The sequence below is a fragment of the Pseudomonas sp. NC02 genome, assembly GCF_002874965.1.
GTDB lineage: Bacteria > Pseudomonadota > Gammaproteobacteria > Pseudomonadales > Pseudomonadaceae > Aquipseudomonas.
The window spans coordinates 5,503,864-5,528,981 of the sequence record NZ_CP025624.1; the positions used below are offsets into that span (position 1 = coordinate 5,503,864).

Genomic DNA, 25,118 nt, shown 5'->3' on the forward strand with positions numbered 1-25,118 from the left:
AGTTTTTCACTATAGGTTCACAAGCTGACTACAGTGTCAGCGCGAAGATCGCGCCCATCGAAAATAAGGAACGTTGACATGGGTTTTCCAAAAACGGCGCCAATGCGCTATTTGCTGTTGGTGACCGGTGCCTGGCTGGTGGTTTTTCTACTGACCCGCAGCGTGCTGCTGGTAACCCATCTGGATGAGGTGAGCGGCAACCTGCTGCCGGTATTCGGCGTAGGGCTGCTGTATGACCTCGGCTTCCTCGCCTATGCCGCCCTGCCCCTGGGCCTGTATTTGCTGCTGTGCCCACCGGGGTTGTGGCGCCTTCGTGGCCATCGCTGGTTCCTGCAGGCGGTACTCACCGTCAGCCTGTTCGCCATGCTTTTCACCAGCGTGGCCGAATGGCTGTTCTGGGACGAGTTCGGCGTGCGCTTCAACTTTATTGCCGTGGACTATCTGGTGTACTCCAAAGAGGTGTTGAACAACCTGCTGGAGTCGTATCCGATTGGCAAGCTGCTGAGCCTGCTGGCGGTGATGGCGATTATCTTGAGCCTGGCCTTGCGTAAACCGTTCAACGCGGCGATGAACTCGCCGTTGCCTGCGATGCGCAAACGCCTGCTCAACGCCCTTGGTTTGTTGGTGGTGGCCGGCCTGAGCCTGCAACTGATCAACCAGGACAGCCCGCGCAGCCAGGGCGGTAACGCCTACAACAACGAATTGGCCAGCAACGGCCCCTATCAGTTCTTCGCCGCTTTCCGTAACAACGAACTGGACTACACCCAGTTCTACAAGAGCCTGCCGGCAGATGTAGTCGCCAAGCAGTTGCGCGCCGAACTCAGCGAGCCCAACGCACGGTTTATCGGCACGGATCCGCTGGATATCCGTCGCGCCATTACCAACCCGGGCACGCTGCGCAAACCCAACATCGTGCTGGTGACCATCGAAAGCTTCAGTGCCAAGTACATGGGCAGCAACGGCGACCCGAATAACCTCACGCCCAACCTCGATGCGCTGCGCAAACAGAGCCTGTACTTCAATAACTTCTACGCCACCGGCACCCGCACCGACCGTGGCCTGGAAGCCATCACCCTGGCCATCCCGCCGACGCCCGGGCGCTCCATCGTCAAGCGTATCGGCCGGGAAAGCGGTTTCGGCAGCCTCGGCCAGCAGCTCAACGCCATCGGCTACGACAGCGTGTTTGTCTACGGCGGCCGGGGCTACTTCGACAACATGAACGCGTTTTTCAGCGGCAACGGTTACCGCGTGGTCGACCAGAGCAGCGTGCCGGAATCCGAAATCAGCTTTAAAAACGCCTGGGGCATGGCCGACGAAGACCTCTATAAACAGACGCTGAAACTGGCGGACGCCGACTACGCCAAGCAGCAACCATTCCTGTTGCAACTGATGACCACCTCCAACCACCGTCCGTATACCTATCCGGCTGGCCGCATTGATATCAAATCCGGTGACGGTCGCGACGGCGCGGTGAAGTACACCGACCATGCCATCGGCCAGTTCCTGGAGGCGGCGCGCCAGAAACCCTGGTTCGACAACACGATCTTTATTTTCGTCGCCGACCACACGGCGGGCAGCGCCGGCAAGGAAGACCTGCCGATGGTCAATTACCAGATCCCGCTCTTCATCTACGCACCCAAACTGGTAGACGCCGGCGAGAACGCGAAGCTGGCCAGCCAGATCGACCTCGCCCCGACCCTGCTGGGCTTGCTGAACCTGAGCTACGAGTCGACGTTTTTTGGCCGCAACCTGCTGCAGGACAACCCGCTGCCGCCACGGGTAGTAGTCGGCAATTACCAGTACCTGGGGTTGTTCGACGGCAAGGACCTGGCGATTCTCAGCCCGCGCCAAGGCTTGCGTCGGCATGACCAGGCCCTGGGCGACAGCCACGAAATCCGCGTTGGCAGCGATGACCCGTTGATCCAACGGGCCATCACCTACTACCAGGGCGCCAGTTATGACTACAAGCAACAGTTGCTGAGCTGGAGGGTGCCCAAGGACGAGGCTTCCCAAGTGAGTACACGCTAACCAAAATGCCCCGGCCAGGTCTGACCGGGGCTTTTTTTAGAGTCTGAGTTCGCCATGCACGCAATCGCTGTTCGTCCGTTATCCCAACCCCTCAACTTCTGGCTGTGCCTCGGTGTGCCTGCCGTTCTGGCGGTGGCCATGTTGCTGCTGGAGCTGACGTCGCTGGACATGGACATCGCCAGGCTGTTTTACGACGCGTCCGAAGGCGGCTTCGTGGGCCGGCACAGTTTTTTTCTGGAGGACATTCTTCACGATCGCGCCAAGCAGATGGTGATCGTGTTTTCGGTGCTGGCAATCGCCGGGCTTGCCGGGGCCTTTGTCTTTGAGCGGCTCAAACCCTATCGCCGGGAACTGGGCTGCCTGGTGCTGTCGCTGGCACTGGCCACCTCGTTCGTTTCACCGTTGAAGACGGTGACCGGGGTGCAATGCCCGTGGAGCGTCAAGGAGTTTGGCGGCCAGGAGACGTACAGCGAGCTGCTGAGCCCCAGGCCGCCGACCGACAAGCCGGGGCGTTGCTGGCCGGGCGGGCATGCGGCGACCGGGTTTGCGCTGTTTGCGTTGTTTTTTGCCCTGAGGGATCGCCGACCGCGGATGGCGCGCTCGGCGTTCATGTTTGCGCTGGGCCTGGGCACGGTGCTTTCGGTGAGCCGCACGATGCAAGGGGCGCACTTTCTTTCCCACAACGTGTGGACGGCAATTTTCAGCTGGCTGATTTGTTTGGGCGCCTATTACTTCCTGCTGTACCGGCCGGTGAAAACACCGCAGCCCGCCTTCCGCAAGCAGCCCGTGACGCCGTGATGATCAGCCCTTGCCTAGCCGGGGGCAAGGGCGCAACACTCTGCGCACTTTTTGGCAACGATCCTGCTGAGCCATGTCCGATACCCTGTTGCTGATCGAAGACGACCTGCCCCTGGCGGCACTGACGGCCGAGTTCCTGCGCGCCGAAGGCTTTACCGTCGCAGTGGAACACCGTGGCGACCACGCCGCCCAGCGTATCCAGGATGAACAACCGGCACTGTTGATCCTCGATGTGATGCTGCCGGGCATCGACGGTTTTACCCTGTGCCGACAGATTCGCGACCACTACCCCGGGCTGATCCTGATGATGACGGCCCTGGACGAGAACGCCGAACAATTGGTGGGGTTTGCCGCCGGGGCCGACGACTACGTGGTCAAGCCGATCGACCCGCAACTGTTGCTGGCAAGGATCCGCTCGCTGCTGCGCCGCCATCCCCAGGCACCTCGCAGTTACTATCAGTGGGGCGCTTTTCGGCTGGACCTGAACAACCACTTCGCCTGGCTTGGCGAGGCACCCTTGCAGTTTTCGGTGGCCGAATTCGAGTTGCTCGCCATCTTTGCCCGCCATTGCGGCGTATTGCTCACCCGCGAAAAGCTGCTCCAGCGCCTGCGCGGCCTGGAGTACGACGGGCTGAACCGGTCGATTGATATGCGGGTGTCGCGCTTGCGCAAAAAGCTGATGAGCCTTGAGTGCCCCGTGACCATCCAGACCATCACGGCGCAGGGATACCTGTTCGTCGAGATCCCGACGGGGAGCCAGCATGCTGTCTAAAGTTCGCCCGTGGATGGCCATCGCGGCCGGCACCAGCTGGGCCGCCCTCACTTTTTACCTGTTGTGGTTGTGCTCGAACGCCTCGGTGTTTATCGGGGACTACAGTTTTCTGCGGCTGATGGCCGGGCCGGGTTATCTCGTTGCTGAGCAACTCAAGGCCTTGCCCGCCGAACAACGGGAGGCGCGCATCGAGTCACTGCAAGCACGCTTTCAGTACCCGGTGAGCCTGGTGAAAAAGGATGATATCGAGCTGCCGCCTGAAGCTATTGTGATGCTCGACCACCATCAGCCGGCGCAGAACAGTGATGAGGACGTCACCTACTTCCCGCTGGACGATGACACGGTGATTCAATTCGGCCCCTTGTGGGGAACCGCCGAAGTGAAGGACCTGCTGCAATATCCGGTGTACTGGGTGACCGCCTGTGTCGCCGGCCTGCCGGTACTGTTGTTTCTCTGGATTGCCCTGCGTGCCCGGCGCAAATACACCCATGACCTCGATGCCCTTAATGCCTGCATTGCTACCCTCGCCCGCTCGCCCAACACGCTGCTGCCCGCGATGAGCCAGGAGTGGGCGCCGCTGCTGCTGACCTTGCAACGGCATGCGCTGGATATCAGCTCGATGGGCGAACGCCACCGGGAGGTTTCCCAGGCGGTGTCCCACGAACTGCGCACACCCCTGGCGCGGATGCGTTTTGCCCTGGCACTGCTGAGTAAAAGCGCCGACCTCGACACCCGCACCCGCCTGCAAGAGCGCCTGCACACCGATATCGAAGAGCTGGAGTCGCTGGTTCGCGCCAGCCTCGCCTTTGCCCGGCTGGCCGATGCACCCAGCGACCTGCAGCATGAGCCAATCAATCTCCATGCCTGGCTGCAGCAGGAGTTTGCCCTGCTGGACGGGCACCATCGCTTGCTGACCCTGGACACCGACCCGGCCGACCTGGAACTGATCGGCGACCGCGCCCTGCTGCATCTGATCGTGCGCAACCTGTTAAGCAACGCCATTAACTACGCCCGCGAACGGGTGAACGTCAGCGCTGCGTGCCAGGGCCAGCACCTGGTGCTGCATGTGGATGATGACGGCCCGGGCGTACTGCCGGAAAACCGCGAAAAGATCTTCGAACCCTTCGTGCGCCTGGCCATGGGCGGCGACGAGCCCAGCGGATTTGGCCTCGGCCTGGCACTGGCCAAGCGCGCCACCCACTGGCACGGTGGTGAGCTGTCGATCACCCGCAGCCCGTTGGGCGGCGCACGCCTGACCCTGACCCTGGCACTGCGCCCGGCCTAGGCTGTTACAGCCTGTGACAGTGGAACATCCGCGCTGCCGCTAACCTCGCGACCTTGCCCTTTGGATCAGGTTGGAGAGTCAGCTCATGCGTCACCCTAGACGGCATCTGCCCACGCTGCTGTTATCACTGTGCATGGCCGCCGGTTCATGGTCAGGCGGCGTTGCGGCCCAGAATGTCCAAGCGCCCTACTACCCCGGCACCATCCTGCCCAATCGCCAGCCCCAGGCGATCATGGATCAACAACTGGTCACGTTCTACAAGGACTGGAAGGCGGTTTACCTGTCGGGGGAATGCGGCAGCGGCCGGTATTTCATCAAGGTCAACGCCGACCACAAACCCGTGGGTGGTGGCGCCGCGCCCAACACCATCACCGTGTCCGAGGCCCATGGCTACGGCATGCTGCTCACTGTGATGATGGCCGACTACGATGACGAGGCCCAACGGACTTTCGACGGCATGGTGCGCTACTTCCAGGATCACCCGGCAGCTTCCGATCCCGGCCTGATGGCCTGGAACCAGACCGAGGGATGCGGCGACTCCACCGACCCTTTCCGTGGTGACGTCAGTGCCACCGATGGCGACCTGGACATCGCCTACGCCCTGCTGCTGGCGGATCAGAAATGGGGCAGCGAGGGCACCATTGACTATCGCAGCGAGGCCAACACGGTGATGGCGGCAATCATGAAACACGAGGTGCACCCCAGGACTCAGCACCTGATGCTCGGCGACTGGGCCGGTACCGACGGTGACGCAGAGCTTGAGTACACCACCCGCAGCTCGGACTTCATGCAGTCGCACCTCTACAGCTTTTTCACCATGACCGGGGACAAGCGCTGGCAGGCGGTGCGCGACAAGACCTATTCGATCATCAGTGACTTTACCCAACGGTACAGCGCCAACAGCGGGCTGGTGCCGGACTTCATCAGCCACCTGGACACCTCGATCACCCCGGCGCGGCCCGATCTGGTGGAAGGCCCATACGACGGCAGCTATTCGTGGAACGCGGCCCGCTACCCGTGGCGCATCGGCCTGGATTACCTGATGTACGGTGACCCGCGTGCGCTGTACACCTTGACCACCTTCAACCGCTGGGCACGCGCCACCACCCACGATGAGCCGGGCAACTTCAACAGTGGCTACCGAATCGACGGCAGTGCGATCGAGGAAGCGCACAATGAGCCGGCCTTTGTGGCGGCACTCGGGGTCAGCGCAATGATCAACCCCGACAATCAGCTGTGGCTCAATAACCTTTGGGACAACCTGCAACGCCGGTCCATCCGTGACCATGACTATTACGGCAATACCCTCAAACTGCTGGGCATGGTGGTCATGTCCGGCCATTGGGAGCGGCCCCAACCGGCGCCCCTCAAAAAAACCGCACACGTGCCTGTCCATCCGTCATCCGGCTCTGCGGCACCGGGACCCGTGGCATCTTTGCCGCCCGCCTCGCACCTGATGCTGGCTCGCGGCTTCATGTTCAAGAAACTGCTGGGGCGTCGCGGCGTCAGCTGAGGCGTGCGCGTAAAGAGAGACGCGGAGCGTCCCTGGCGGCATTCCCACGCAGAGCGTGGGAACGATCAGCATAAAAAAACCCCGCCTGCATCGCTGCAGGCGGGGTTTTTCAGTATCGGGGTAAGACTGGCTTACATCATGCCGCCCATGCCGCCCATACCGCCCATGTCTGGCATACCGCCGCCAGCTGGAGCATCTTCTTTGATCTCGGCGATCATTGCTTCAGTGGTGATCATCAAGCTGGCAATCGACGAAGCCGCTTGCAGAGCCGAACGAGTCACTTTAGCCGGGTCCAGGATGCCCATTTCGATCATGTCGCCGTATTCGCCGGTAGCAGCGTTGTAACCGAAGTTACCCGAACCCTGCTTGACCTTGTCGACCACTACGCTTGGCTCGTCGCCGGAGTTGGCAACGATCTGGCGCAGAGGTGCTTCAACAGCACGACGCAGCAGAGCGATACCGACGTCTTGGTCAGCGTTGTCGCCTTTCAGCTCGGAGATAGCCTGCAGAGCGCGAACCAGTGCCACGCCACCGCCAGGTACCACGCCTTCTTCAACGGCTGCACGAGTAGCGTGCAGGGCGTCTTCAACGCGGGCTTTCTTCTCTTTCATTTCAACTTCGGAACCCGCGCCAACCTTGATCACTGCAACGCCGCCGGACAGCTTGGCCAGACGCTCTTGCAGTTTTTCACGGTCGTAGTCGGAAGTGGTATCAGCCACTTGAGCGCGGATCTGGGTAACACGTGCCTGGATGTCAGCTTCAACACCAGCACCGTCGATCACGGTGGTGTTTTCCTTGGTCACGGTGACGCGCTTGGCATTACCCAGGTGTTCCAGGGTAGCGCTTTCCAGGCTCAGGCCGATCTCTTCGGAGATAACGGTACCGCCAGTCAGGACAGCGATGTCCTGCAGCATGGCCTTGCGACGATCGCCGAAACCAGGTGCCTTGACAGCAACCACTTTCACGATACCGCGCATGTTGTTCACAACCAGAGTCGCCAGGGCTTCGCCTTCAACGTCTTCGGAAACGATCAGCAGTGGGCGGCCGGCCTTGGCAACAGCTTCCAGAACTGGCAGCAGTTCACGGATGTTGGAGATCTTCTTGTCAACCAGCAGGATCAGTGGGCCGTCGAGCTCGGCGGTCATGGTGTCTGGCTTGTTGACGAAGTACGGGGACAGGTAGCCACGGTCGAACTGCATGCCTTCAACAACCGACAGTTCGTTTTCCAGGCCCGAGCCTTCTTCAACGGTGATCACGCCTTCTTTACCGACTTTTTCCATGGCTTCGGCAATGATGTCGCCGATGGAGCTGTCGGAGTTGGCCGAGATGGTGCCGACCTGAGCGATTGCCTTGGTGTCAGCGCATGGCTTGGACAGGGACTTCAGCTCTTTGACAATGGCGATGGTCGCCTTGTCGATGCCGCGTTTCAGGTCCATCGGGTTCATGCCGGCAGCGACGGCTTTCAGGCCTTCGTTGACGATCGACTGAGCCAGGACGGTCGCGGTGGTGGTGCCGTCGCCTGCGTCATCGTTGGCACGGGAGGCAACGTCTTTGACCAGCTGCGCGCCCATGTTTTCGAAGCGATCTTTCAGCTCGATTTCTTTGGCGACGGAAACGCCGTCCTTGGTGATGGTCGGAGCGCCGAAGCTCTTCTCGATGATCACGTTACGGCCTTTAGGGCCCAGGGTCGCTTTTACTGCGTCAGCCAGGACGTTCACACCGGCGAGCATTTTCTTACGGGCGGAATCGCCGAATTTAACTTCTTTAGCAGCCATGATCGATATTCCTTAAATACTTTGTAGTAACGGGAAGATGAGCGGGGAAATCAGCCTTCCAGAACAGCGAGAATCTCGTTCTCAGCCATTACCAGCAGGTCTTCGCCGTCGATTTTCACAGTGTTGCTGCCGGAGTAAGGGCCGAAAACAACCTTGTCACCCACTTTCACAGCCAGCGCACGTACTTCACCGTTTTCCAGGGTCTTGCCTGGGCCAGCAGCGAGAATCACACCGTGGTTGGCTTTCTCAGCAGCCGAACCTGGCAGCACGATACCGCCAGCGGTTTTCTTTTCTTCTTCACTGCGACGGATGACGACGCGGTCATGCAGAGGACGAAGCTTGCTCATTGTCGATCTCTCCTAATTGTGTTTTTCATCGGCCGGTGTCAATTCCGGCTAGTTAAATTCCGGCGGTGCCGGTCGCGGTTCGCGGCGCGAAACGCGGAAGTCTGTCTGGTGTCGCCACCAGAAACCTTGCGGTGACCGTTACATAAGGGCGCATAAGCTTATTACAAGGGTACCGAGATGAAAATTTTTGTGTCGGGGGGCGTCTTCAAAAGCCGCACGGCACCCGCGGGTGCCGTGCCAGTGAGGAGATTACTTGGGGTCGCGGTGTTCGAACTCACCTTCGATCACGTCACCTTCGCGCCCCAGGGGCTGGCGCGGGGCCGGGCCACCACGGGGTTGCAGGTCATCGGCAAAGGCGCGCTGGCGAATGGCAGCCTCTTCGGCACGCTGGCGCATCTTGCCCGCCAGCACTTTGCGAGTGAATGGCAGCAACATCACCAGGCCAACCACATCGCTGATAAAGCCCGGCAGGATCAGCAGGCCACCGGCCAATGCCATCATCAGGCCTTCGAGCATGGTCTGGGCCGGCAGCTCGCCACGATTCAGGCTTTCGCGGGCACGCAGCGCCGTGGCCAGGCCGGCGACGCGCAGCACCAGTACGCCGAGCATCGAGCCGAGAATGATCAGCAGCAGCGCCGGGAAAAACCCGATTGCCCCGCTGACTTGTACGAATACGAACAGCTCAAGCACCGGAAACAACAAAAAGAGCAACAAAAAAGGGCGCATCAAATGGTTCCTCAACGCAAGAATGCCTTGCTACTTCACCTTAGATGACGTCGCCGTTTCGTGAATTCAAGCTTCAGCGGCTGCTTTTTTCGGCCAGACCTCGGCGTGAGCCAGGAAAACCAAGGCTTCGCGTACTTGTGTCGGCGTGTTGCAAGGCTCGGCAAAGGGCAGCCAGTAGAGGGCCTGGCCAATGCGCAAATGCATGCCTTCGCTGTCGATACCGGCCAGTTGCGCAGGCTCAGAGGTCGGCAGGCCGGCCAGTTCGACATAGTGGGCAATCGCCTTGGTGTGGTCGCTGTTCATGTGCTCGACCATGCTCAGCTCGGCCTTGCCGGCAAACGGATTGGCCAGGGTCAGTTGGTCGACCCAGTGGATCGCGCCGAACCCGCCGATATAACGATGGCGCACCGGCTTGAGCACCCAGAAGTCAAAATCATGGGCCTTGTGGTAGTTCGCCGAGTCCGGGAAATAGCGGTAATAACGCTCGGCGGCGGCTTCAATCGCAGCGCCGTCTTCGAGCTTTTCGGCCTCGGCGAGGTAGGTCAGGCGCCCTACCGCTTGCACGTCGTCGGCCTCACGCTCACCGACCAGCAACGAGCACTTGGGGTCTTTCTGCAGGTTATGGGTGTGCTGGGCGATACGGCTGATCAGGATCAGCGGCCGGCCCTCGGCGTCCAGACAATAAGGCACCACCGACCCAAACGGGAAACCGGGCATGGCCTTGGACAAGGTGGCGAGTGCCCCACGGTATTCCTTGAGCAGTAGTTCTCGGGCATTCTTGGCAACGTGCGCGCTCAACTTATGACTCCTTCGATAAATTTCGTCAAAAAACAAACTTGGATAGCCGCTTAATTCTGCCCACAGGACTTGCGAATGCATCTCAACGACAAAGTAATCATTATCACCGGCGGTTGCCAGGGTTTGGGCCGCTCCATGGCCGAGTATTTTGCCGCCAAAGGCGCCAACCTGGCGCTGGTGGACCTCAATCAGGAAAAACTCGACCAGGCGGTGGCCGCCTGCCAGGCCCATGGAGTGAAGGCCCGCGCCTATCTGTGCAACGTGGCGAATGAAGAGCAGGTGACCCACACCGTGGCACGGATCGCCGAAGACTTCGGTGCCATCAACGGCTTGATCAACAACGCCGGGATCTTGCGTGATGGCTTGCTGCTCAAGGTCAAGGACGGCGAGATGACCAAGATGAGCCTGGCCCAGTGGCAGGCGGTGATCGATGTCAACCTTACCGGGGTGTTCCTGTGCACCCGTGAGGTGGCGGCAAAAATGGTGGAGCTGAAGAACCAGGGCACCATTATCAATATCTCGTCGATCTCGCGGGCCGGCAATGTCGGGCAGACCAACTACTCCGCCGCCAAGGCCGGTGTAGCGGCCGCCACTGTGACCTGGGCCAAGGAGCTGGCGCGCTACGGCATCCGCGTGGCGGGCATCGCACCGGGGTTTATCGAGACCGAGATGACCCTGGGCATGAAGCCCGAGGCCTTGGAGAAGATGACCGCCGGCATTCCCCTCAAGCGCATGGGGCGGCCTGAGGAGATTGCCCATTCAGCGGCGTATATCTTCGAGAACGACTACTACACCGGGCGGATTCTGGAAATGGACGGCGGGTTACGCCTTTAATTACCAGGCGGCTCGTTACCAGGCGACGCCGAACCCTGCGGTGTAGCGGGTCTTGCTCAACGCGCTTTCCGAGTCGCCACTAATAATGTCGCGCTCGGCCTTGAGGTTGAGGGAGGCCCACTCGGTGACTTTGTAGCGCAAGCCCATTTCCGCATCCAGGGAGTACTCGGACGGCCCGGCCAGCGGCTTGCCCACTTCGCCATTGGTGAAGAATTCAACGGTCTTGCCCACCAGGTAGCGGTTGTAGTTCCACTTCATGGCCAGCGAATAGAAGTTGTCCTTGCCGCCGTCCTGGTATTCATAGTCGGTGCGGTTGACCAGCGAACCGAGGGAGAACGCGCCCAGTTCGTCATCCCAGAATTGGTAGCCCGGGCCGGTACCCACGGTGCGCTGGCGGGACAGGTCCTCGACCTTGTCGCGCTTGTAGGTCAAGCGGCCCTGCCAGAACCAGTGTTCGGTAATAAACCGGTCCAGGTCGTACTCCAGCGCCCAGTTGTCGGTGGTGGTCACGTCGTCCTGGAATTCGCGGTTGTACTCGCCCTCGGCGGTATGGCGCCACTGGCCATGGCGGGCAGTGGTCTTGAAGTCGATGTCGTAGTCGTTGGTGTCTTTTTCCGCGCGCTTGTAGTCCAGCGCCATATCGACATTGCCCTTCCACACCAGGTCCTCGATCACCGGCTTGGGCTTGATGATCTGCTGGATGCTCGCCAGCTCGACGGTCTTGGGCGCCTCGCCGTTGGCCAGGATGACCTTGCCATCGTCGGCCGGCTGCAGGGACTTGGCCTTCTCACCGCTGTAGGCATCCTGCTTGACCAGCAATTCCTGATCGCTCTCCAGGGTCTTGACCTGCTTCCAGTCCACCGGGATCGCGCCGGCATAGTCGGTCTGGATCAGCAGTTTGCCACCGTCGAAAACCTTGATCTTGCCGGTCAGGCGGTCACCGTTCTTCAACCAGACGGTGTCGGCGAGCAACGGGGTGGAGGCGCTGAAGACAGCGAGGCACAGCAGGGTTCTGGACAACATAAGCGGATATGGGGCTCGAGTTTGACGAAAAAACGGGCATTATCGGGGTGGATAACTTCTTAGCAAGGACTGACTCGGGTATTCGTATCGAGTTCCGCTCTCAGCCCCCCATTTTGCAGAAACTTCTTACAAATAGACGGATATTTTCATCGGATATGCCACCGTGAACGAACTGACCGACGCTCCGCAAAGCCCCGCTGAAATGCGCCGCACCGTGCTGTACCTGACCCTTGCCCAAGTGCCCGAAGGCTGCGTGATCAGCTACGGGGAGCTGGCACACCTCGCCGGTTTGGGTCGCGCCGCACGTTGGGTGGGTCGCACCCTGAGCCAACTGCCCGAGGACACCAAACTGCCTTGGCATCGCGTGCTGGGTGCCGGTGGTCGGATAAGTCTGCCGGTGGGCAGTGCCTCGGGTGACGAGCAACGTGCGCGTTTGCGCGGCGAAGGCGTCAGCATCCTGAACAATCGTGTTGATATTCAGCGTCATGGCTGGCGCCCGGTAGAGCACAGCGGTTAGAGTGCGCGCTTTATTTGCGTAATTCTGAGGCAGACTCCAGCCCATGCCCCGTAAAACCTGGCGCGCCGCGCTCGCCGCCTATGCCAGCCCCTCGACGTTAGTGCTGTTGCTGCTCGGCTTTGCTGCCGGCTTGCCTTACATGTTGGTGTTCTCGACGCTCTCGGTATGGTTGCGCGAGGCCGGCGTGGCCCGCGAAACCATCGGTTATGCGAGCCTGATCGGCCTGGCCTATGCCTTCAAGTGGGTCTGGTCGCCCCTGCTCGACCAATGGCGCCTGCCACTGCTCGGCAAGCTCGGACGCCGTCGCTCCTGGCTGGTACTGTCCCAGACGCTGGTGATCCTCGGATTGATCGGCATGGGTTTCTGTGATCCGCAAAAGCATCTGTCCTGGCTGATCGCCATTGCCGTGATCGTGGCCTTCGCTTCCGCCACGCAAGACATCGCCGTAGACGCCTACCGCCTGGAAATCGCCAGCGACAGCCAGCAGGCCGCGCTTGCCGCCAGCTATATGTCCGGTTATCGCGTGGCCGCGCTGCTTGCCACCGCAGGTGCGCTGTTTTTTGCCGAAGGCTTCGGTTCCACCGGGTTCAACTACAAGCATTCGGCATGGGCCGGTACGTACGTGCTGTTTGGTGCACTGATGGTGCCAGCGCTGCTGACCACGCTGTTCATGCGCGAACCCAATGTGCCGCTGCGTACCCAATTGCAGGCCGGGCGCTACAGCTTTGCTCACCAGCTGGTCTCGGTGTTCGTGTTGATCGTGCTGCTGGTGTCGGTGCCGGCGATGTTCACCCAGCTGTACAACACTGACTTCGCCAGCGTGCTGTTCCATGGGGTCAGCCTGCTGGACCTGCTGCTGGAAGATCGCGCGTTCCTGCGGGCCATCCTCTACATCATCCTGACCACGCTGTGCCTGTCGACCATGGGCCGCCGGGGCCTGGCGCCGGTGCTCACGCCGGTCAACGATTTTATCCTGCGCTACCGCTGGCAGGCCTTCCTGCTGTTGGGGCTGATTGCCACCTACCGCATGTCGGACACGGTAATGGGCGTAATGGCCAACGTGTTCTATATCGACCAGGGCTTTACCAAGGACCAGATCGCCGGTGTCAGCAAAGTCTTCGGCCTGATCATGACCTTGCTGGGCGCCGGCATGGGTGGCCTGTTGATCGTGCGCTTCGGGATTCTGCCGATCCTGTTCATCGGCGGCATTGCATCGGCCGGCACCAACCTGCTGTTCGTGATGCTCGCCGACATGGGCCCGGACCTGCAGATGCTGATTTTCACCATCTCCCTGGACAACTTCAGTTCCGGCATGGCGACCTCGGCGTTTGTCGCGTACCTGTCGAGCCTGACCAACCTGAAGTTCTCCGCCACCCAATACGCCCTGCTCAGCTCGATCATGCTGCTGCTGCCGCGCTTGATCGGCGGGTATTCGGGGGTGATGGTCGAGAAGTTCGGTTACCACAACTTCTTCATGATCACCTGCCTGCTGGGTGTGCCGACGCTGGTCCTGATCGCCTTGCACTGGTTTCAGGAAAGCCGGCGGATTCGCTTGAATCCTCCCGAGGAAAACGAATCACTGTAGGAGCTGGCTTGCCTGCGATTGCATCACCGCGGTGTAACTGACACACCGTGTTGCCTGCATCGCAGGCATGCCAGCTCCCACAGAAGCCCTGCTCCAGCAACCAGATGCCTGTACGTCGGCAGCAAGCGCCCGTACAATCCCAAGTCATTTCAAGTCCAAGCAACCGACAACGGCCTACCATGCGCACCAGTCAATATTTGCTCGCCACACAGAAAGAAACGCCTTCCGACGCGGTCGTGATCAGCCATCAGCTGATGCTGCGCGCCGGCATGATCCGCAAACTGGCCTCGGGCCTGTACACCTGGCTGCCCATGGGCTTGAAGGTGATGCGCAAGGTCGAAGCCATCGTTCGTGAAGAAATGAACGCTGCCGGCTCTCTGGAAGTGTTGATGCCGAGCACCCAACCGGCTGAGCTGTGGCAGGAATCCGGGCGCTGGGAAGAGTACGGCCCTGAATTGCTGCGCTTCAAGGATCGTCATGGCCGGGACTTCTGCGCCGGCCCGACCCACGAAGAAGTGATCACCGACCTGATGCGCAACGAGTTGAGCAGCTACAAGCAGCTGCCCCTCAACCTGTATCAGATCCAGACCAAGTTCCGTGACGAAATCCGCCCACGCTTCGGTTTGATGCGCGGCCGCGAATTCATCATGAAGGACGCCTATTCGTTCCACGCTGACCAGGCGTCCCTGCAGGTCACCTACGACCGCATGCACACCGCCTACTGCAATGTGTTCACGCGCCTGGGCCTGAAATTCCGTCCGGTTGAAGCGGACAACGGCTCCATCGGCGGTGCCGGCTCCCACGAGTTCCACGTGCTGGCCGAGTCCGGTGAAGACGACATCGTGTTCAGCAACGGTTCCGACTACGCGGCAAACATCGAGAAAGCCGAAGCCGTGCCACGGGAAACTTCCCGCCCTGCACCAAGCGAAGAGCTGCGCCTGGTGGACACGCCCGAGACCAAGACCATCGCGGCCCTGGTGGAAAAATTCAATCTGCCGATTGAAAAGACCATCAAGACCCTGATCGTGCGCGCCGAGGAAGAAGGCAAGCTGATCGCCCTGGTAATCCGTGGCGACCACGAGCTCAACGAAATCAAGGCCGCCCAGCAGCCAGGCGTTGCCAGCCCGCTGGTCATGGCCACCGACGCCGAACTGCGTGACGCCATTGGTGCCGGTGCCGGTTCCCTGGGCCCGCTGAACCTGCCATTGCCGATCATCATCGACCGTTCGGTCGAGCTGATGAGCGACTTCGGCATCGGTGCCAACATCGATGACAAGCACTACTTTGGCGTGAACTGGGAACGTGACCTGCCGGTTCCGACCGTGGCCGACCTGCGCAACGTGGTGGCCGGCGACCCAAGCCCGGACGGCAAGGGCACCCTGGAAATCAAGCGCGGCATCGAAGTCGGGCACATCTTCCAGCTGGGCAACAAGTACAGCAAGGCGATGAAGTGCGAAGTGCTGGGCGAGAACGGCAAGCCGATCACCCTGGAAATGGGCTGCTACGGCATTGGCGTATCCCGCGTGGTTGCGGCTGCCATCGAGCAGAACAACGACGAGAAAGGCATCATCTGGAGCGACGCCCTGGCGCCATTCCAGGTTGCCCTGGTACCGCTGCGCTACGAAACCGAGCAAGTACGCGAAGCCACCGACAAACTGTATGCCGAACTCACGGCTGCCGGTTTTGAAGTGCTGCTGGATGATCGGGACAAGAAAACCAGCCCGGGCATCAAGTTCGCCGATATGGAACTGATTGGCATCCCGCACCGGATCGTGGTCAGTGACCGCGGCCTGGCCGATGGCAATCTGGAATACAAGAGCCGGACCGAAGCCGAGGCCCAACCGTTGCCGGTGGCTGACGTGCTGTCTTTCCTTCAGGCGCGTATTCGTCGCTGAAAACCAGATCAAGAGTCGTCATGTTCAAGCGAAACACCATAGCCCTGGGGGGCGCCACGTTATGTGGCGCCCTGCTGGTCAGCGGCTGCGCCAACCAAATGTCGCAACGCAGCGAGCACGAGGAACGCATCGAGCGCAAATTGCTCGATCACAGCCTGCAGATCGACGTGGGCGAGCCGAAGGTGCTGGAGCTGCCGCAACGCCGGGTGCGCATTCACGAGCAAAAGACCTTTGAGGTCACCGAGTTCGAAGTTACCCGTCGCTACGACCGCTACACGCCCTACCAGCCCTGGCGCAAACTCTATGAGATGCCCCTGGGCGCGGTCGCGCTGGTGGCGGGCGTCGGCGCCAACGTGGCGAATGTGTTTGCCCTGGGCAACCTGCCTGCCAGCATGACCCGGGATTGGCTCAGCTATGGCGTGGACGGGCTCAACCCGTTCATGAACGTGCAATCCAACGGCCGTGCGCAACAGAACCTGGCGGGTATCGATGAAGTCCAGCGCGACAAGCGCGTGGAGTATTCGAGCCTGCCCTGGAGCGAGCGCCCGGTACAGGTGACTGCCGGCAAGCAAACCCATGAGCTGACCACCGACCGCGATGGCGTGCTGCGCCTGAACCTGTTGGACAGCCCGTTTGCCGAGCAGGACCTGAACCGCATCAGCACCCTGAAGATCAGTGTTGAAGATGCCCAGGATGACGTGCACTCGGACTCATCCCTGGCCATCAGCGGCACCCTGCGGGGCAAATTGCTCGAAGCTCACGGTTTGATCTATGACGACCTGGAAGACGACGAGGTCAACGAGTGGGTGCACCGGGTCAAGCGCCTGTCGGAGCTGGGCCTGGAAGAAGAAGCCAGCGAGCTGGAACAGAGCCTGATCGAACTGACCCGCAATGATCCGGAGTTGCAGCAGGAATTCCTGCAGGCCTTGACCAAGGATGCCGGACGCCTGGTGGCGGATCCCGGAGCACGCTGAAGCCTTTAAATGTGGGAGCGGGCTTGCTCGCGAATGCGGCGTGTCAGCCAGCACATGCGTCAACTGACACACAGCATTCGCGAGCAAGCCCGCTCCCACATTTGGTTTTCGGTTCCTACCAGGGGAATTGGAGCTGCTCGTTGCCGTTGCTCAAATCCAGCAAACGCACGCCTATTCCCAGCAATCGCACCGGCTTGTCGCCGCGATTGAACGCCTGGGTCAGCAACTGCCGGTAACTCTCCAGGTCCCGCCCTGCCCCCGCCTGCTCCAGGGTCGTCTGGGTAAAGTCGTGAAACTTCACTTTGACGAACGGCTTGCCCGCCCGATAACTGCTGTCGATGCGCGCCATGCGCCCGGCCAGGGTGTCCATCAGCTCCGGCAGTTTTTCCAGGCAACTGGGCAAGTCCGGCAGGTCGACATCGTAGGTATTTTCCACGCTGATGGATTGCCGGCGGCTGTCGTTCTGCACCACACGGTCATCAATCCCACGCGCCAGGCTCCAAAGCCGCTCGCCAAAACTGCCGAACTCTCGCACCAGCGCCAACTTGTTCCACTCCCGCAGTTGCAGGCAGTCCTCGATCCCCAGCCGCGCCAGCTTGTCGGCCGTCACCTTGCCCACGCCGTGGAGCTTTTTCACAGGCAGCGCCGAGACAAAGTCTTCCACCTGGTCGGGGGTGATCACAAACAGTCCGTTGGGCTTTTTCCAGTCGCTGGCGATCTTGGCGAGAAACTTGTTCGGCGCCACGCCCGCGGAAACGGTGATGTGCAACTGGTTGGAGACCCGCCGGCGAATGTCCTGGGCAATGCGCGTGGCACTGCCGCCGAAATGCGGGCTGTCGGAGACGTCCAGGTAGGCTTCGTCCAGGGACAACGGTTCGATCAGGTCGGTGTAGTCGCGAAAGATCGTCTGGATTTCCTTTGATGCTTCTTTATAAGCATCCATGCGCGGCTTGACGATGGTCAGGTCCGGGCACAGCTTCAGGGCATGGCGGGACGACATGGCCGAACGCACACCATAGGCCCGTGCTTCATAGTTGCAGGTGGCGATCACCCCGCGACGGTCTGCCGAGCCACCGACAGCCAGGGGCTTTTGCGCCAGGGTCGGGTCGTCGCGCATCTCGATGGCGGCGTAGAAGCAATCACAGTCGACGTGGATGATTTTGCGCTGCGTCATATATAAGGCAGTGGTTCTGGGCAGAAAACGGATAGGCCGGCAGTATCTCACTCACACCTGTATATAGCACCAGTAGTTTGAATCTTCCGCTTAAGCGGTAGGAAAATTCGCAGGTGAATTCATTTTCTCAATCGAAACACACCCCCCAATAGAGCTGAAAGCCTCGGCCAGACTGGCCCCGCGACCTATCAAGGGGCCACCTTGGAGAGCTAACCGATTGAACCACAAGCGCTTTTCTTTGAATCAGCGGTTGACACACTCGCGTTCCTCTGTAGAATGCCGACACACAGACGCGGGATGGAGCAGTCTGGTAGCTCGTCGGGCTCATAACCCGAAGGTCGTCGGTTCAAATCCGGCTCCCGCAACCAAACATCAAAAAAGGCTACTCGAAAGAGTGGCCTTTTTTGTGCCTGTCTGTTTTAGCCCTCGTTTCGATTGTCTGACAAAAAACCTTTCCCAATCGCGCACTTACCGCACCCGCGTGACAATCCGACGCTAAATTGCACTTATTTGACCCATCGTTCGATTAACGGTTGACACCCCGCCGTTGCTCTGTAGAATGCCGCCACACAGACGCGGGATGGAGCAGTCTGGTAGCTCGTCGGGCTCATAACCCGAAGGTCGTCGGTTCAAATCCGGCTCCCGCAACCAAACATCAAAAAAGGCTGCTCGAAAGAGTGGCCTTTTTTGTATCTGACGAAAAAGTCCTTTTGAAACAATGGCATGGCATCTTTCATGAAACCGTACACGGTTTGTAGAGTCCATCTCATTGCAAGCTATGCTAAGTCTTCAAGCACTGTCCTTCTACGACCAATGGGCGCTGTCGCCGCACTTCGCGATACGCGTTAATATTTGTAATTATTTTGTCCATAGGGATTGGTAACTTGGCTGGATACCTCCATCCTGTCGCGCACAATCCACGAGGTGATTGATGCGCGCCAACTCGTCTGAACCACAAGACTCTGTCACAGCGACACAACCGATCACTCCCACCCGTTTGCGCTGGCTGGATCTGTTGAGCAAATACCGCCAACCCATCGGGCTGGCCGTCACCTTGTTGCTGTTCGCAATCGCCCTTATCGCCTGTCGCCACCTGTTGCTTGAACTGGATCTGTACGCGCTCCACGATTCAATCCTTGAAGTACCCAAGCCTGCACTGCTGGGTGCGTTCGGTGCTGCTGTCGCCGGCTTTATCATTTTGTTGGGCTATGAATTTTCCGGTGCCCGTTATGCCGGCGTGAAGCTGCCTGCCAAGACTCTGGCCTACGGCGGCTTTACCGCATTCGCCATCGGTAACGCGATTGGTCTGTCGATGCTCTCGGGCGGCTCGGTACGCTACCGTTTATATGCACGGTATGGCATCGGCGCTTCGGAAGTGGCGCGCATGACCGTGTTTGCCAGCCTGGCCCTGGGTTGCGCCCTGCCGCCGCTCGCTGCGCTGGCCACCCTGAGCAACCTGCCTGCCGCGTCCAATGCCCTGCATCTACCCGCAAGCCTGCTCGGCGGTATCGCCGGCGCTGTGTTGCTGTTAACAGCCGCACTGTGCATCGGCATCTACCGCCGCCGCCTGCCGGAACAACCGTATCCGGACAACCTGCTGGTCAAGGCTGGGCGTCGCACCTTGCGCCTGCCGGGCCGTCGCCTGACCTTCCTGCAACTGATCATCACTGCCCTCGACGTGGCTGCGGCCGCTACCGTGCTGTATATGCTGCTGCCGGAAGCGCCGCCCTTTGGCCCGTTCCTGCTGGTGTACCTGCTGGCCCTGGCCGCCGGTGTGCTCAGCCATGTACCCGGTGGCGTCGGGGTGTTCGAAGCAATCCTGCTGGCTGCCTTCGCCGACAAGCTCGGTGCCGCGCCACTGGCGGCCGCACTGCTGCTGTACCGGATGATCTATGTGGTGCTGCCGCTGTTGATCGCTTGTGTGTTCCTGCTGGTCAATGAAGCCCAGCGCCTGTTCCATACGCAACAAAGCCTGCGCGCGGCCTCGGGCCTTGCTGCACCGATCCTGGCCGTACTGGTTTTTTTGTCAGGCGTGGTCCTGCTGTTTTCCGGCGCAACCCCGGAAATCGACTCACGCCTGGAAAACATCGGCTTCCTGATTCCTCATCGCCTGATTGACGCGTCGCACTTTGGTGCCAGCCTGATCGGCGTGCTCTGCCTTCTGTTGGCCCAGGGCCTGCGTCGACGGTTGTCCGCGGCGTGGATGCTGACCATGGTGCTGCTGCTGACCGGCGCCCTGCTCTCCCTGCTCAAGGGTTTCGACTGGGAAGAAGCCAGCCTGATGACCATGACGGCAGTGCTGCTGGCGATCTTCCGGCGCTCGTTCTACCGCGCCAGCCGCCTGACCGAACTGCCGTTCTCGCCGCTGTACCTGGTGGCCAGCGTGTGCGTACTCGGTGCGTCGATCTGGCTGCTGTTGTTCGCCTACCAGGACGTGCCCTACAGCCATCAGTTGTGGTGGCAGTTCACCCTCGACGCCAACGCCCCGCGGGGCCTGCGTTCGCTGCTGGGCGCGGCCGTGGTGCTGGTGGTGGTGTCGCTGACCTGGCTGCTGCGTACCGCGCGCCCGATCATCCACTTGCCGACACCGGATGAACTGGAGCGCGCCACCAAGATCCTGATGAACTCTGCACAACCCGACGGCGGCCTGGCGCTGACCGGCGACAAGGCCCTGCTGTTTCATCCCAACGACGAAGCGTTCCTGATGTACGCTCGTCGCGGTCGCAGCCTGGTGGCCTTGTACGATCCGATTGGCCCGACCCTGCAACGGGCCGAGATGATCTGGCAGTTCCGCGACCTGTGCGACATTCACCACGCCCGCCCGGTGTTCTACCAGGTGCGCGCGGAGAACCTGCCGTACTACATGGACATCGGCCTCACCGCGATCAAACTGGGTGAAGAAGCCCGGGTCGACCTCAAACGCTTTGACCTGGAAGCCAAGGGCAAAGAGATGAAGGACCTGCGCTACACCTGGAACCGCGGGACCCGTGATGGCTTGTCCCTGGAGATTCACGAACCCGGCCAGGCCCCGATGGAGGAGTTGAAAGTCATCTCCGACGCATGGCTGACCGGCAAGAACGTGCGGGAAAAAGGCTTTTCCCTTGGACGATTCAGCGACGATTACCTCAAGCACTTTCGTATTGCGATCATTCGCTTCGAAGGGCGCCCGGTAGCGTTTGCGAACCTGCTTGAGACCTACAGCCACGACCTGGCCAGTCTCGACCTGATGCGTGCGCACCCGGACGCGCCGAAACTGACCATGGAATTCATGATGGTCGGCCTGATTCAACATTATAAGAACCATGGCTACGCCCGCTTCAGCCTCGGCATGGTGCCGTTGTCGGGCCTGCAACCACGACGTGGCGCCCCGCTGACCCAACGCCTGGGCTCGATGGTGTTCCGCCGTGGCGAGCAACTGTATAACTTCCAAGGCTTGCGCCGCTTCAAAGACAAGTTCCAGCCTGACTGGGAACCCCGTTATATGGCCGTGCCCGCAGGACTTGATCCGCTGGTGGCACTGGCCGACACCGCCGCCCTGATTGCGGGCGGCTTGACTGGATTGGTGAAACGCTGATGATTCGACGCTCCTGGCGGTATGTATTGGCATTTTTGGTGGTACTGGCACTGATCCTCGGTGGCGGCTACTGGTACTGGAACCGCCCTGCACCGCAACCGACCCTGGAACAACTGCCACAGGCCGATGGCACGGTCCTGACCCGCGTTACCCCGGGTACCGCGCCCAACGCCCGCGTGGCCGTGGCCGTGCTGGCCGACGAAACCCTGACCGACAGCCAACTGATCGCCCTGAGCCAGGGCGGCGCAGCGCAGATCGTCCAGGTGATCCTGCCCAAGGACGACTGCAAGCTGCAGGAACAAGCCCTGCAAACCGCCCTCGGCCAGCTTGCCGGCCCAGCGACCCTGGTCAGCGGCATCGGCCCTGGCGCAGCCCTGGCCTGGCGCTGGCTGGCCGCGCAGAACGACGACAAGGCCAATGCCATCTCCGTCGGCTTCGCGCTGGCGCAGCCAGGCTGCAACGACCCGCTGCCGAAGACTTCGGCCCACGGTAGCTGGCTGGTGGCCTGGAACGATAACCCTGACGACGATGCTGCCAGCTTCGTACGCGATACACCGCGTGCTACCACCAGCATCAGCGACTACGACGTTCACTACCCGCAAGTGCTGAACAACGAGCTGCGCAAGCAACTGGTGGGCTCGGACAACGGCGGCCTGGCAATTCCGGTGGTCGAAGTGCCGGCTGGCCAGGCCAAGGACACCGTCACCCTGTTCCTCTCCGGTGACGGCGGCTGGCGTGACCTGGACCGCGACGTGGCCGGTGAAATGGCCAAGATCGGCTACCCGGTGGTGGGCATCGACACCCTGCGCTACTACTGGCAGCACAAGACTCCGGAACAAAGCGCCAAGGACCTCGCCGAGCTGATGCAGCACTACCGGCAGAAATGGGGCACCAAGCGCTTCGTGCTGACCGGCTACTCGTTCGGCGCCGATGTGCTGCCGGCCATCTACAACCGCCTGCCGGAAAACGAGCAACAGCGTGTAGACGCGATCATCCTGCTGGCCTTCGCCCGCACCGGCAGCTTCGAGATCGAAGTGGAAGGCTGGCTGGGCAACGCCGGCAAGGAAGCTGCGACCGGCCCGGAAATGGCCAAGCTGCCGGCCGACAAGGTGGTGTGCATCTACGGTGCCGAAGAAGTCGACGAGAGTGGCTGCACCGACAAGACCGCTGTCGGCGAAGCCGTGAAGCTGCCTGGCGGCCATCACTTCGACGAGAACTACCCGGCGCTGGCCAAGCGTCTGGTAGACATCATCGAGAAGCGCCAGGGCAAGACCCCGGCCGAATAAGCGCCCACAAAAAAGCCCCCGCTGCCGCAAGGCACCGGGGGCTTTTTGTTGGGCTTACATTTCTACTTGAGTGCCGAGCTCGATCACCCGGTTAACCGGCAACTTGAAGAAGCGCAGGTTGCCGTTGGCGTTCTTCAGCATGAACGCGAACAACCCTTCGCGCCAACGCGCCATGCCCTTGATGCGGGACGCGATCACGGTTTCGCGGCTGAGGAAGTAGGTGGTGCGCATCGGGCTGAAGTCCAGGTCATCCAGATGGCACAGCTTCAGCGCTTCGGGCACGTCCGGTTCATCGGTAAAGCCGAAATGCAGGATCACCCGGAAGAAGCCTTCGCCGTAGGCATCCACCTCGAAGCGGCGTGCGACCGGCACCCGTGGAATGTCTTCATAGACCACCGTCAACAGCACCACCTGCTCGTGCAGTACCTGGTTATGCAGCAGGTTGTGCAACAGCGCATGAGGCACGGCGTCTGGCCGCGCCGTCAGGAACACCGCGGTGCCCTGCACGCGATGAGGCGGTTGTACGCGGATACTGCTGATAAAGATCGGCAACGGCAGGCCGCCCTCGTCGAGACGGTCCACCAGCAATTGCTTGCCGCGCTTCCACGTGGTCATGAGTACGAACAGCACAATCCCCGCGAGTACCGGGAAAGCACCGCCCTGGACGATCTTCGGCACGTTGGCCGCGAAGTACAGGCCGTCCACCAGCAGGCAGCAGACCAATACCGGCACCGCCAATATCGGTGGCCATTTCCACAGCAGCAGCATCACTGCCGACACCAGGATAGTGGTCATCAGCATCGTGCCGGTCACCGCCACGCCGTAGGCCGATGCCAGTGCGTTGGAGGACTCAAAGCCCAGCACCAACAGGATCACACCGACCATCAGCGACCAGTTCACCGCACCGATGTAGATCTGGCCCTGCTCGGCACTGGAGGTGTGCTGGATATGCATGCGCGGGATATAACCGAGCTGGATGGCCTGGCGCGTCAGGGAGAACGCACCGGAGATGACGGCCTGGGACGCGATCACTGTGGCCAGCGTGGACAACACCACCAGCGGGATCAGGGCCCAACTCGGCGCCAGCAGGTAGAACGGGTTTCGCGCGGCCTCAGGATCGCCGAGCAACAAGGCACCCTGGCCGAAATAATTCAGCACCAGCGCCGGCAACACCAGCATGAACCAGGCGCGGGCAATGGGTTTGCGGCCGAAGTGGCCCATGTCGGCGTACAGCGCCTCGGCACCGGTCAACGCCAGCACTACGGCACCGAGGATGGCCACGCCAATGCCCGGGTGAGCCTCGAAGAAACGCACGCCCCACATCGGGTTCATGGCGTTGAGTACTTCCGGATGCTGGGTGATGCCGTAGGCGCCGAGGCCGCCCAGCACCAGGAACCAGGTCACCATCACCGGCCCGAACAACTTGCCGATGCGGTCGGTACCGTGTTTCTGAATCAGGAACAGGGCCACCAGCACAATCAGGGCGATCGGCACCACCCATTTTTCGAGGCCATCGAAGGCCAGTTCCAGACCTTCCACCGCCGATAACACGGAAATCGCCGGGGTGATCATGCTGTCGCCGTAGAACAGCGCCGCGCCGCACAAGCCACAGACCACCAGGAAACTGCGCAGCCGCTTGCGCTCACCCGCTGCTCGTCGCGCCAACGCGGTCAAGGCCATGATGCCGCCTTCGCCCTGGTTATCGGCGCGCAACACGAACAGCATGTACTTGATCGAGACCACCCAGATCAGCGACCAAAAGATCAGCGCCAGGATCCCCAGCACACCGTCATGGTTGACCTGAACCCCATAACCACCGGTAAACACCTCTTTAAGGGTGTAGAGCGGGCTGGTGCCGATATCGCCGTAAACCACCCCCACTGCCGCCACCAGCATGCCGATCGGCTTTGCGTTGGACTGCTCGGCACCTGCTGCCTGACTACTTGCCTGACCCATCAACCACTCCTGCCCTTTGACCTGCGGTCTTTTATAAACAGCGCGCCTGCTGCGGGCGCCTATGCTGTCCACAGCATGCGCTGTTTTACTTCTCGTTACAGACGATTTATTGACCGAGGAAATTCACTCAGGTGCAACGGCGCGAAGCATAGCGCAGCACTCGTCGTATTTCCCTGCATAAAGCTGGTCAAGAGCGATTCCCGTCGCTAGAATTGCGCACTTTTTGATCAGAGGCACACCAAGTGCCCATCCGCCACC

General features: G+C 60.7%; 19 protein-coding genes and 2 tRNA genes. 14 read left to right on the top strand and 7 right to left on the bottom strand.

The window, feature by feature from the left end:
• The first annotated feature begins 78 nt into the window (after positions 1-78).
• The 5 genes from C0058_RS25855 (at position 79) to C0058_RS25875 (ending at position 6,396) form a co-directional block, all read left to right on the top strand.
• Complete coding sequence (locus C0058_RS25855; RefSeq protein ID WP_102369810.1) at positions 79-2,028, top strand: LTA synthase family protein; 1,950 nt, start codon at positions 79-81, stop codon at positions 2,026-2,028.
• A 54-nt stretch (positions 2,029-2,082) separates the two neighbouring features.
• Positions 2,083-2,826, top strand: a complete 744-nt coding sequence (locus C0058_RS25860; RefSeq protein WP_102369811.1) for a phosphatase PAP2 family protein — start codon at positions 2,083-2,085, stop codon at positions 2,824-2,826.
• A 73-nt stretch (positions 2,827-2,899) separates the two neighbouring features.
• The gene (locus tag C0058_RS25865; RefSeq protein ID WP_102369812.1) at positions 2,900-3,598 is read left to right on the top strand and encodes a response regulator transcription factor; all 699 of its coding nucleotides are present in this window, start codon (positions 2,900-2,902) and stop codon (positions 3,596-3,598) included.
• Entirely contained in the window at positions 3,588-4,883 is a 1,296-nt protein-coding gene (locus tag C0058_RS25870) for a sensor histidine kinase KdpD (protein WP_102369813.1), read from the top strand. The genes C0058_RS25865 and C0058_RS25870 overlap by 11 nt, the downstream gene beginning before the upstream one ends.
• Before the next feature lie 85 nt (positions 4,884-4,968).
• Positions 4,969-6,396, top strand: coding sequence for a glycosyl hydrolase family 8 (locus tag C0058_RS25875; RefSeq protein ID WP_102369814.1), 1,428 nt, complete (start codon positions 4,969-4,971; stop codon positions 6,394-6,396).
• A 131-nt stretch (positions 6,397-6,527) separates the two neighbouring features.
• On the opposite strand, the gene groL is transcribed toward C0058_RS25875, so the two are convergent.
• The 4 genes from groL to C0058_RS25895 all read right to left on the bottom strand — a co-directional run bounded on the left by groL (position 6,528) and on the right by C0058_RS25895 (position 10,042).
• The gene (groL, locus tag C0058_RS25880) at positions 6,528-8,171 is read right to left on the bottom strand and encodes a chaperonin GroEL (RefSeq protein WP_003208597.1); all 1,644 of its coding nucleotides are present in this window, start codon (positions 8,169-8,171) and stop codon (positions 6,528-6,530) included.
• 50 nt (positions 8,172-8,221) lie between these two features.
• Positions 8,222-8,518, bottom strand: a complete 297-nt coding sequence (gene groES / locus C0058_RS25885; protein ID WP_003208599.1) for a co-chaperone GroES — start codon at positions 8,516-8,518, stop codon at positions 8,222-8,224.
• Positions 8,519-8,767: 249 nt separating this feature from the next.
• A complete protein-coding gene (locus C0058_RS25890) occupies positions 8,768-9,244 on the bottom strand; it encodes an FxsA family protein (protein ID WP_003208601.1) in 477 nt (158 codons plus the stop codon).
• A 66-nt stretch (positions 9,245-9,310) separates the two neighbouring features.
• Positions 9,311-10,042 carry a HugZ family protein gene (locus tag C0058_RS25895; protein ID WP_003208603.1) on the bottom strand — a complete coding sequence of 244 codons (732 nt, stop codon included), beginning with the start codon at positions 10,040-10,042 and terminating at the stop codon, positions 9,311-9,313.
• Between the two features lie 75 nt (positions 10,043-10,117).
• Here C0058_RS25895 and C0058_RS25900 point away from each other — a divergent pair, with 75 nt between their 5' ends.
• Entirely contained in the window at positions 10,118-10,876 is a 759-nt protein-coding gene (locus C0058_RS25900) for an SDR family oxidoreductase (protein WP_102369815.1), read from the top strand.
• A 15-nt stretch (positions 10,877-10,891) separates the two neighbouring features.
• Here the strand turns inward: C0058_RS25900 and C0058_RS25905 are convergent, their stop codons facing one another.
• Complete coding sequence (locus C0058_RS25905) at positions 10,892-11,899, bottom strand: DUF481 domain-containing protein (RefSeq protein ID WP_003208606.1); 1,008 nt, start codon at positions 11,897-11,899, stop codon at positions 10,892-10,894.
• A 202-nt stretch (positions 11,900-12,101) separates the two neighbouring features.
• Here C0058_RS25905 and C0058_RS25910 point away from each other — a divergent pair, with 202 nt between their 5' ends.
• The 4 genes from C0058_RS25910 (at position 12,102) to C0058_RS25925 (ending at position 16,870) form a co-directional block, all read left to right on the top strand.
• Positions 12,102-12,416 carry an MGMT family protein gene (locus C0058_RS25910; protein ID WP_218166212.1) on the top strand — a complete coding sequence of 105 codons (315 nt, stop codon included), beginning with the start codon at positions 12,102-12,104 and terminating at the stop codon, positions 12,414-12,416.
• A gap of 43 nt (positions 12,417-12,459) precedes the next feature.
• Positions 12,460-14,001: an AmpG family muropeptide MFS transporter gene (locus C0058_RS25915; protein ID WP_008433581.1), complete on the top strand. Its 1,542-nt coding sequence runs from the start codon at positions 12,460-12,462 to the stop codon at positions 13,999-14,001.
• 179 nt (positions 14,002-14,180) lie between these two features.
• Entirely contained in the window at positions 14,181-15,896 is a 1,716-nt protein-coding gene (locus tag C0058_RS25920; protein ID WP_008433579.1) for a proline--tRNA ligase, read from the top strand.
• Between the two features lie 20 nt (positions 15,897-15,916).
• Complete coding sequence (locus tag C0058_RS25925) at positions 15,917-16,870, top strand: hypothetical protein (protein ID WP_003208616.1); 954 nt, start codon at positions 15,917-15,919, stop codon at positions 16,868-16,870.
• 115 nt (positions 16,871-16,985) lie between these two features.
• On the opposite strand, the gene dinB is transcribed toward C0058_RS25925, so the two are convergent.
• Entirely contained in the window at positions 16,986-18,044 is a 1,059-nt protein-coding gene (dinB, locus tag C0058_RS25935) for a DNA polymerase IV (protein ID WP_003208617.1), read from the bottom strand.
• Between the two features lie 291 nt (positions 18,045-18,335).
• Between dinB and C0058_RS25940 the strand changes: the two genes are divergently transcribed.
• The 4 genes from C0058_RS25940 (at position 18,336) to C0058_RS25955 (ending at position 22,904) form a co-directional block, all read left to right on the top strand.
• Positions 18,336-18,412: transfer RNA gene (locus C0058_RS25940), tRNA-Met, on the top strand.
• A 206-nt stretch (positions 18,413-18,618) separates the two neighbouring features.
• A tRNA-Met gene (locus C0058_RS25945) sits at positions 18,619-18,695 on the top strand.
• A gap of 280 nt (positions 18,696-18,975) precedes the next feature.
• Positions 18,976-21,618: a bifunctional lysylphosphatidylglycerol flippase/synthetase MprF gene (mprF, locus tag C0058_RS25950; RefSeq protein ID WP_003208619.1), complete on the top strand. Its 2,643-nt coding sequence runs from the start codon at positions 18,976-18,978 to the stop codon at positions 21,616-21,618.
• A complete protein-coding gene (locus C0058_RS25955; protein ID WP_102369817.1) occupies positions 21,618-22,904 on the top strand; it encodes a virulence factor family protein in 1,287 nt (428 codons plus the stop codon). The genes mprF and C0058_RS25955 overlap by 1 nt, the downstream gene beginning before the upstream one ends.
• A gap of 54 nt (positions 22,905-22,958) precedes the next feature.
• Here C0058_RS25955 and C0058_RS25960 read toward each other — a convergent pair whose 3' ends face one another.
• Positions 22,959-24,860 (bottom strand): potassium transporter Kup, encoded by a 1,902-nt coding sequence (locus C0058_RS25960; protein ID WP_010170040.1) that lies wholly within the window; start codon positions 24,858-24,860, stop codon positions 22,959-22,961.
• Between the last annotated feature and the right edge of the window lie 258 nt (positions 24,861-25,118).

Coding starts and splice junctions, on each gene's coding strand:
- C0058_RS25855 (WP_102369810.1), top strand. CDS start 79: ATGGGTTTTCCAAAAACGGCGCCAATGCGCTATTTGCTGTTGGTGACC.
- C0058_RS25860 (WP_102369811.1), top strand. CDS start 2,083: ATGCACGCAATCGCTGTTCGTCCGTTATCCCAACCCCTCAACTTCTGG.
- C0058_RS25865 (WP_102369812.1), top strand. CDS start 2,900: ATGTCCGATACCCTGTTGCTGATCGAAGACGACCTGCCCCTGGCGGCA.
- C0058_RS25870 (WP_102369813.1), top strand. CDS start 3,588: ATGCTGTCTAAAGTTCGCCCGTGGATGGCCATCGCGGCCGGCACCAGC.
- C0058_RS25875 (WP_102369814.1), top strand. CDS start 4,969: ATGCGTCACCCTAGACGGCATCTGCCCACGCTGCTGTTATCACTGTGC.
- groL (WP_003208597.1), bottom strand. CDS start 8,171: ATGGCTGCTAAAGAAGTTAAATTCGGCGATTCCGCCCGTAAGAAAATG.
- groES (WP_003208599.1), bottom strand. CDS start 8,518: ATGAGCAAGCTTCGTCCTCTGCATGACCGCGTCGTCATCCGTCGCAGT.
- C0058_RS25890 (WP_003208601.1), bottom strand. CDS start 9,244: ATGCGCCCTTTTTTGTTGCTCTTTTTGTTGTTTCCGGTGCTTGAGCTG.
- C0058_RS25900 (WP_102369815.1), top strand. CDS start 10,118: ATGCATCTCAACGACAAAGTAATCATTATCACCGGCGGTTGCCAGGGT.
- C0058_RS25905 (WP_003208606.1), bottom strand. CDS start 11,899: ATGTTGTCCAGAACCCTGCTGTGCCTCGCTGTCTTCAGCGCCTCCACC.
- C0058_RS25910 (WP_218166212.1), top strand. CDS start 12,102: ATGCGCCGCACCGTGCTGTACCTGACCCTTGCCCAAGTGCCCGAAGGC.
- C0058_RS25915 (WP_008433581.1), top strand. CDS start 12,460: ATGCCCCGTAAAACCTGGCGCGCCGCGCTCGCCGCCTATGCCAGCCCC.
- C0058_RS25920 (WP_008433579.1), top strand. CDS start 14,181: ATGCGCACCAGTCAATATTTGCTCGCCACACAGAAAGAAACGCCTTCC.
- C0058_RS25925 (WP_003208616.1), top strand. CDS start 15,917: ATGTTCAAGCGAAACACCATAGCCCTGGGGGGCGCCACGTTATGTGGC.
- dinB (WP_003208617.1), bottom strand. CDS start 18,044: ATGACGCAGCGCAAAATCATCCACGTCGACTGTGATTGCTTCTACGCC.
- mprF (WP_003208619.1), top strand. CDS start 18,976: ATGCGCGCCAACTCGTCTGAACCACAAGACTCTGTCACAGCGACACAA.
- C0058_RS25955 (WP_102369817.1), top strand. CDS start 21,618: ATGATTCGACGCTCCTGGCGGTATGTATTGGCATTTTTGGTGGTACTG.
- C0058_RS25960 (WP_010170040.1), bottom strand. CDS start 24,860: ATGGGTCAGGCAAGTAGTCAGGCAGCAGGTGCCGAGCAGTCCAACGCA.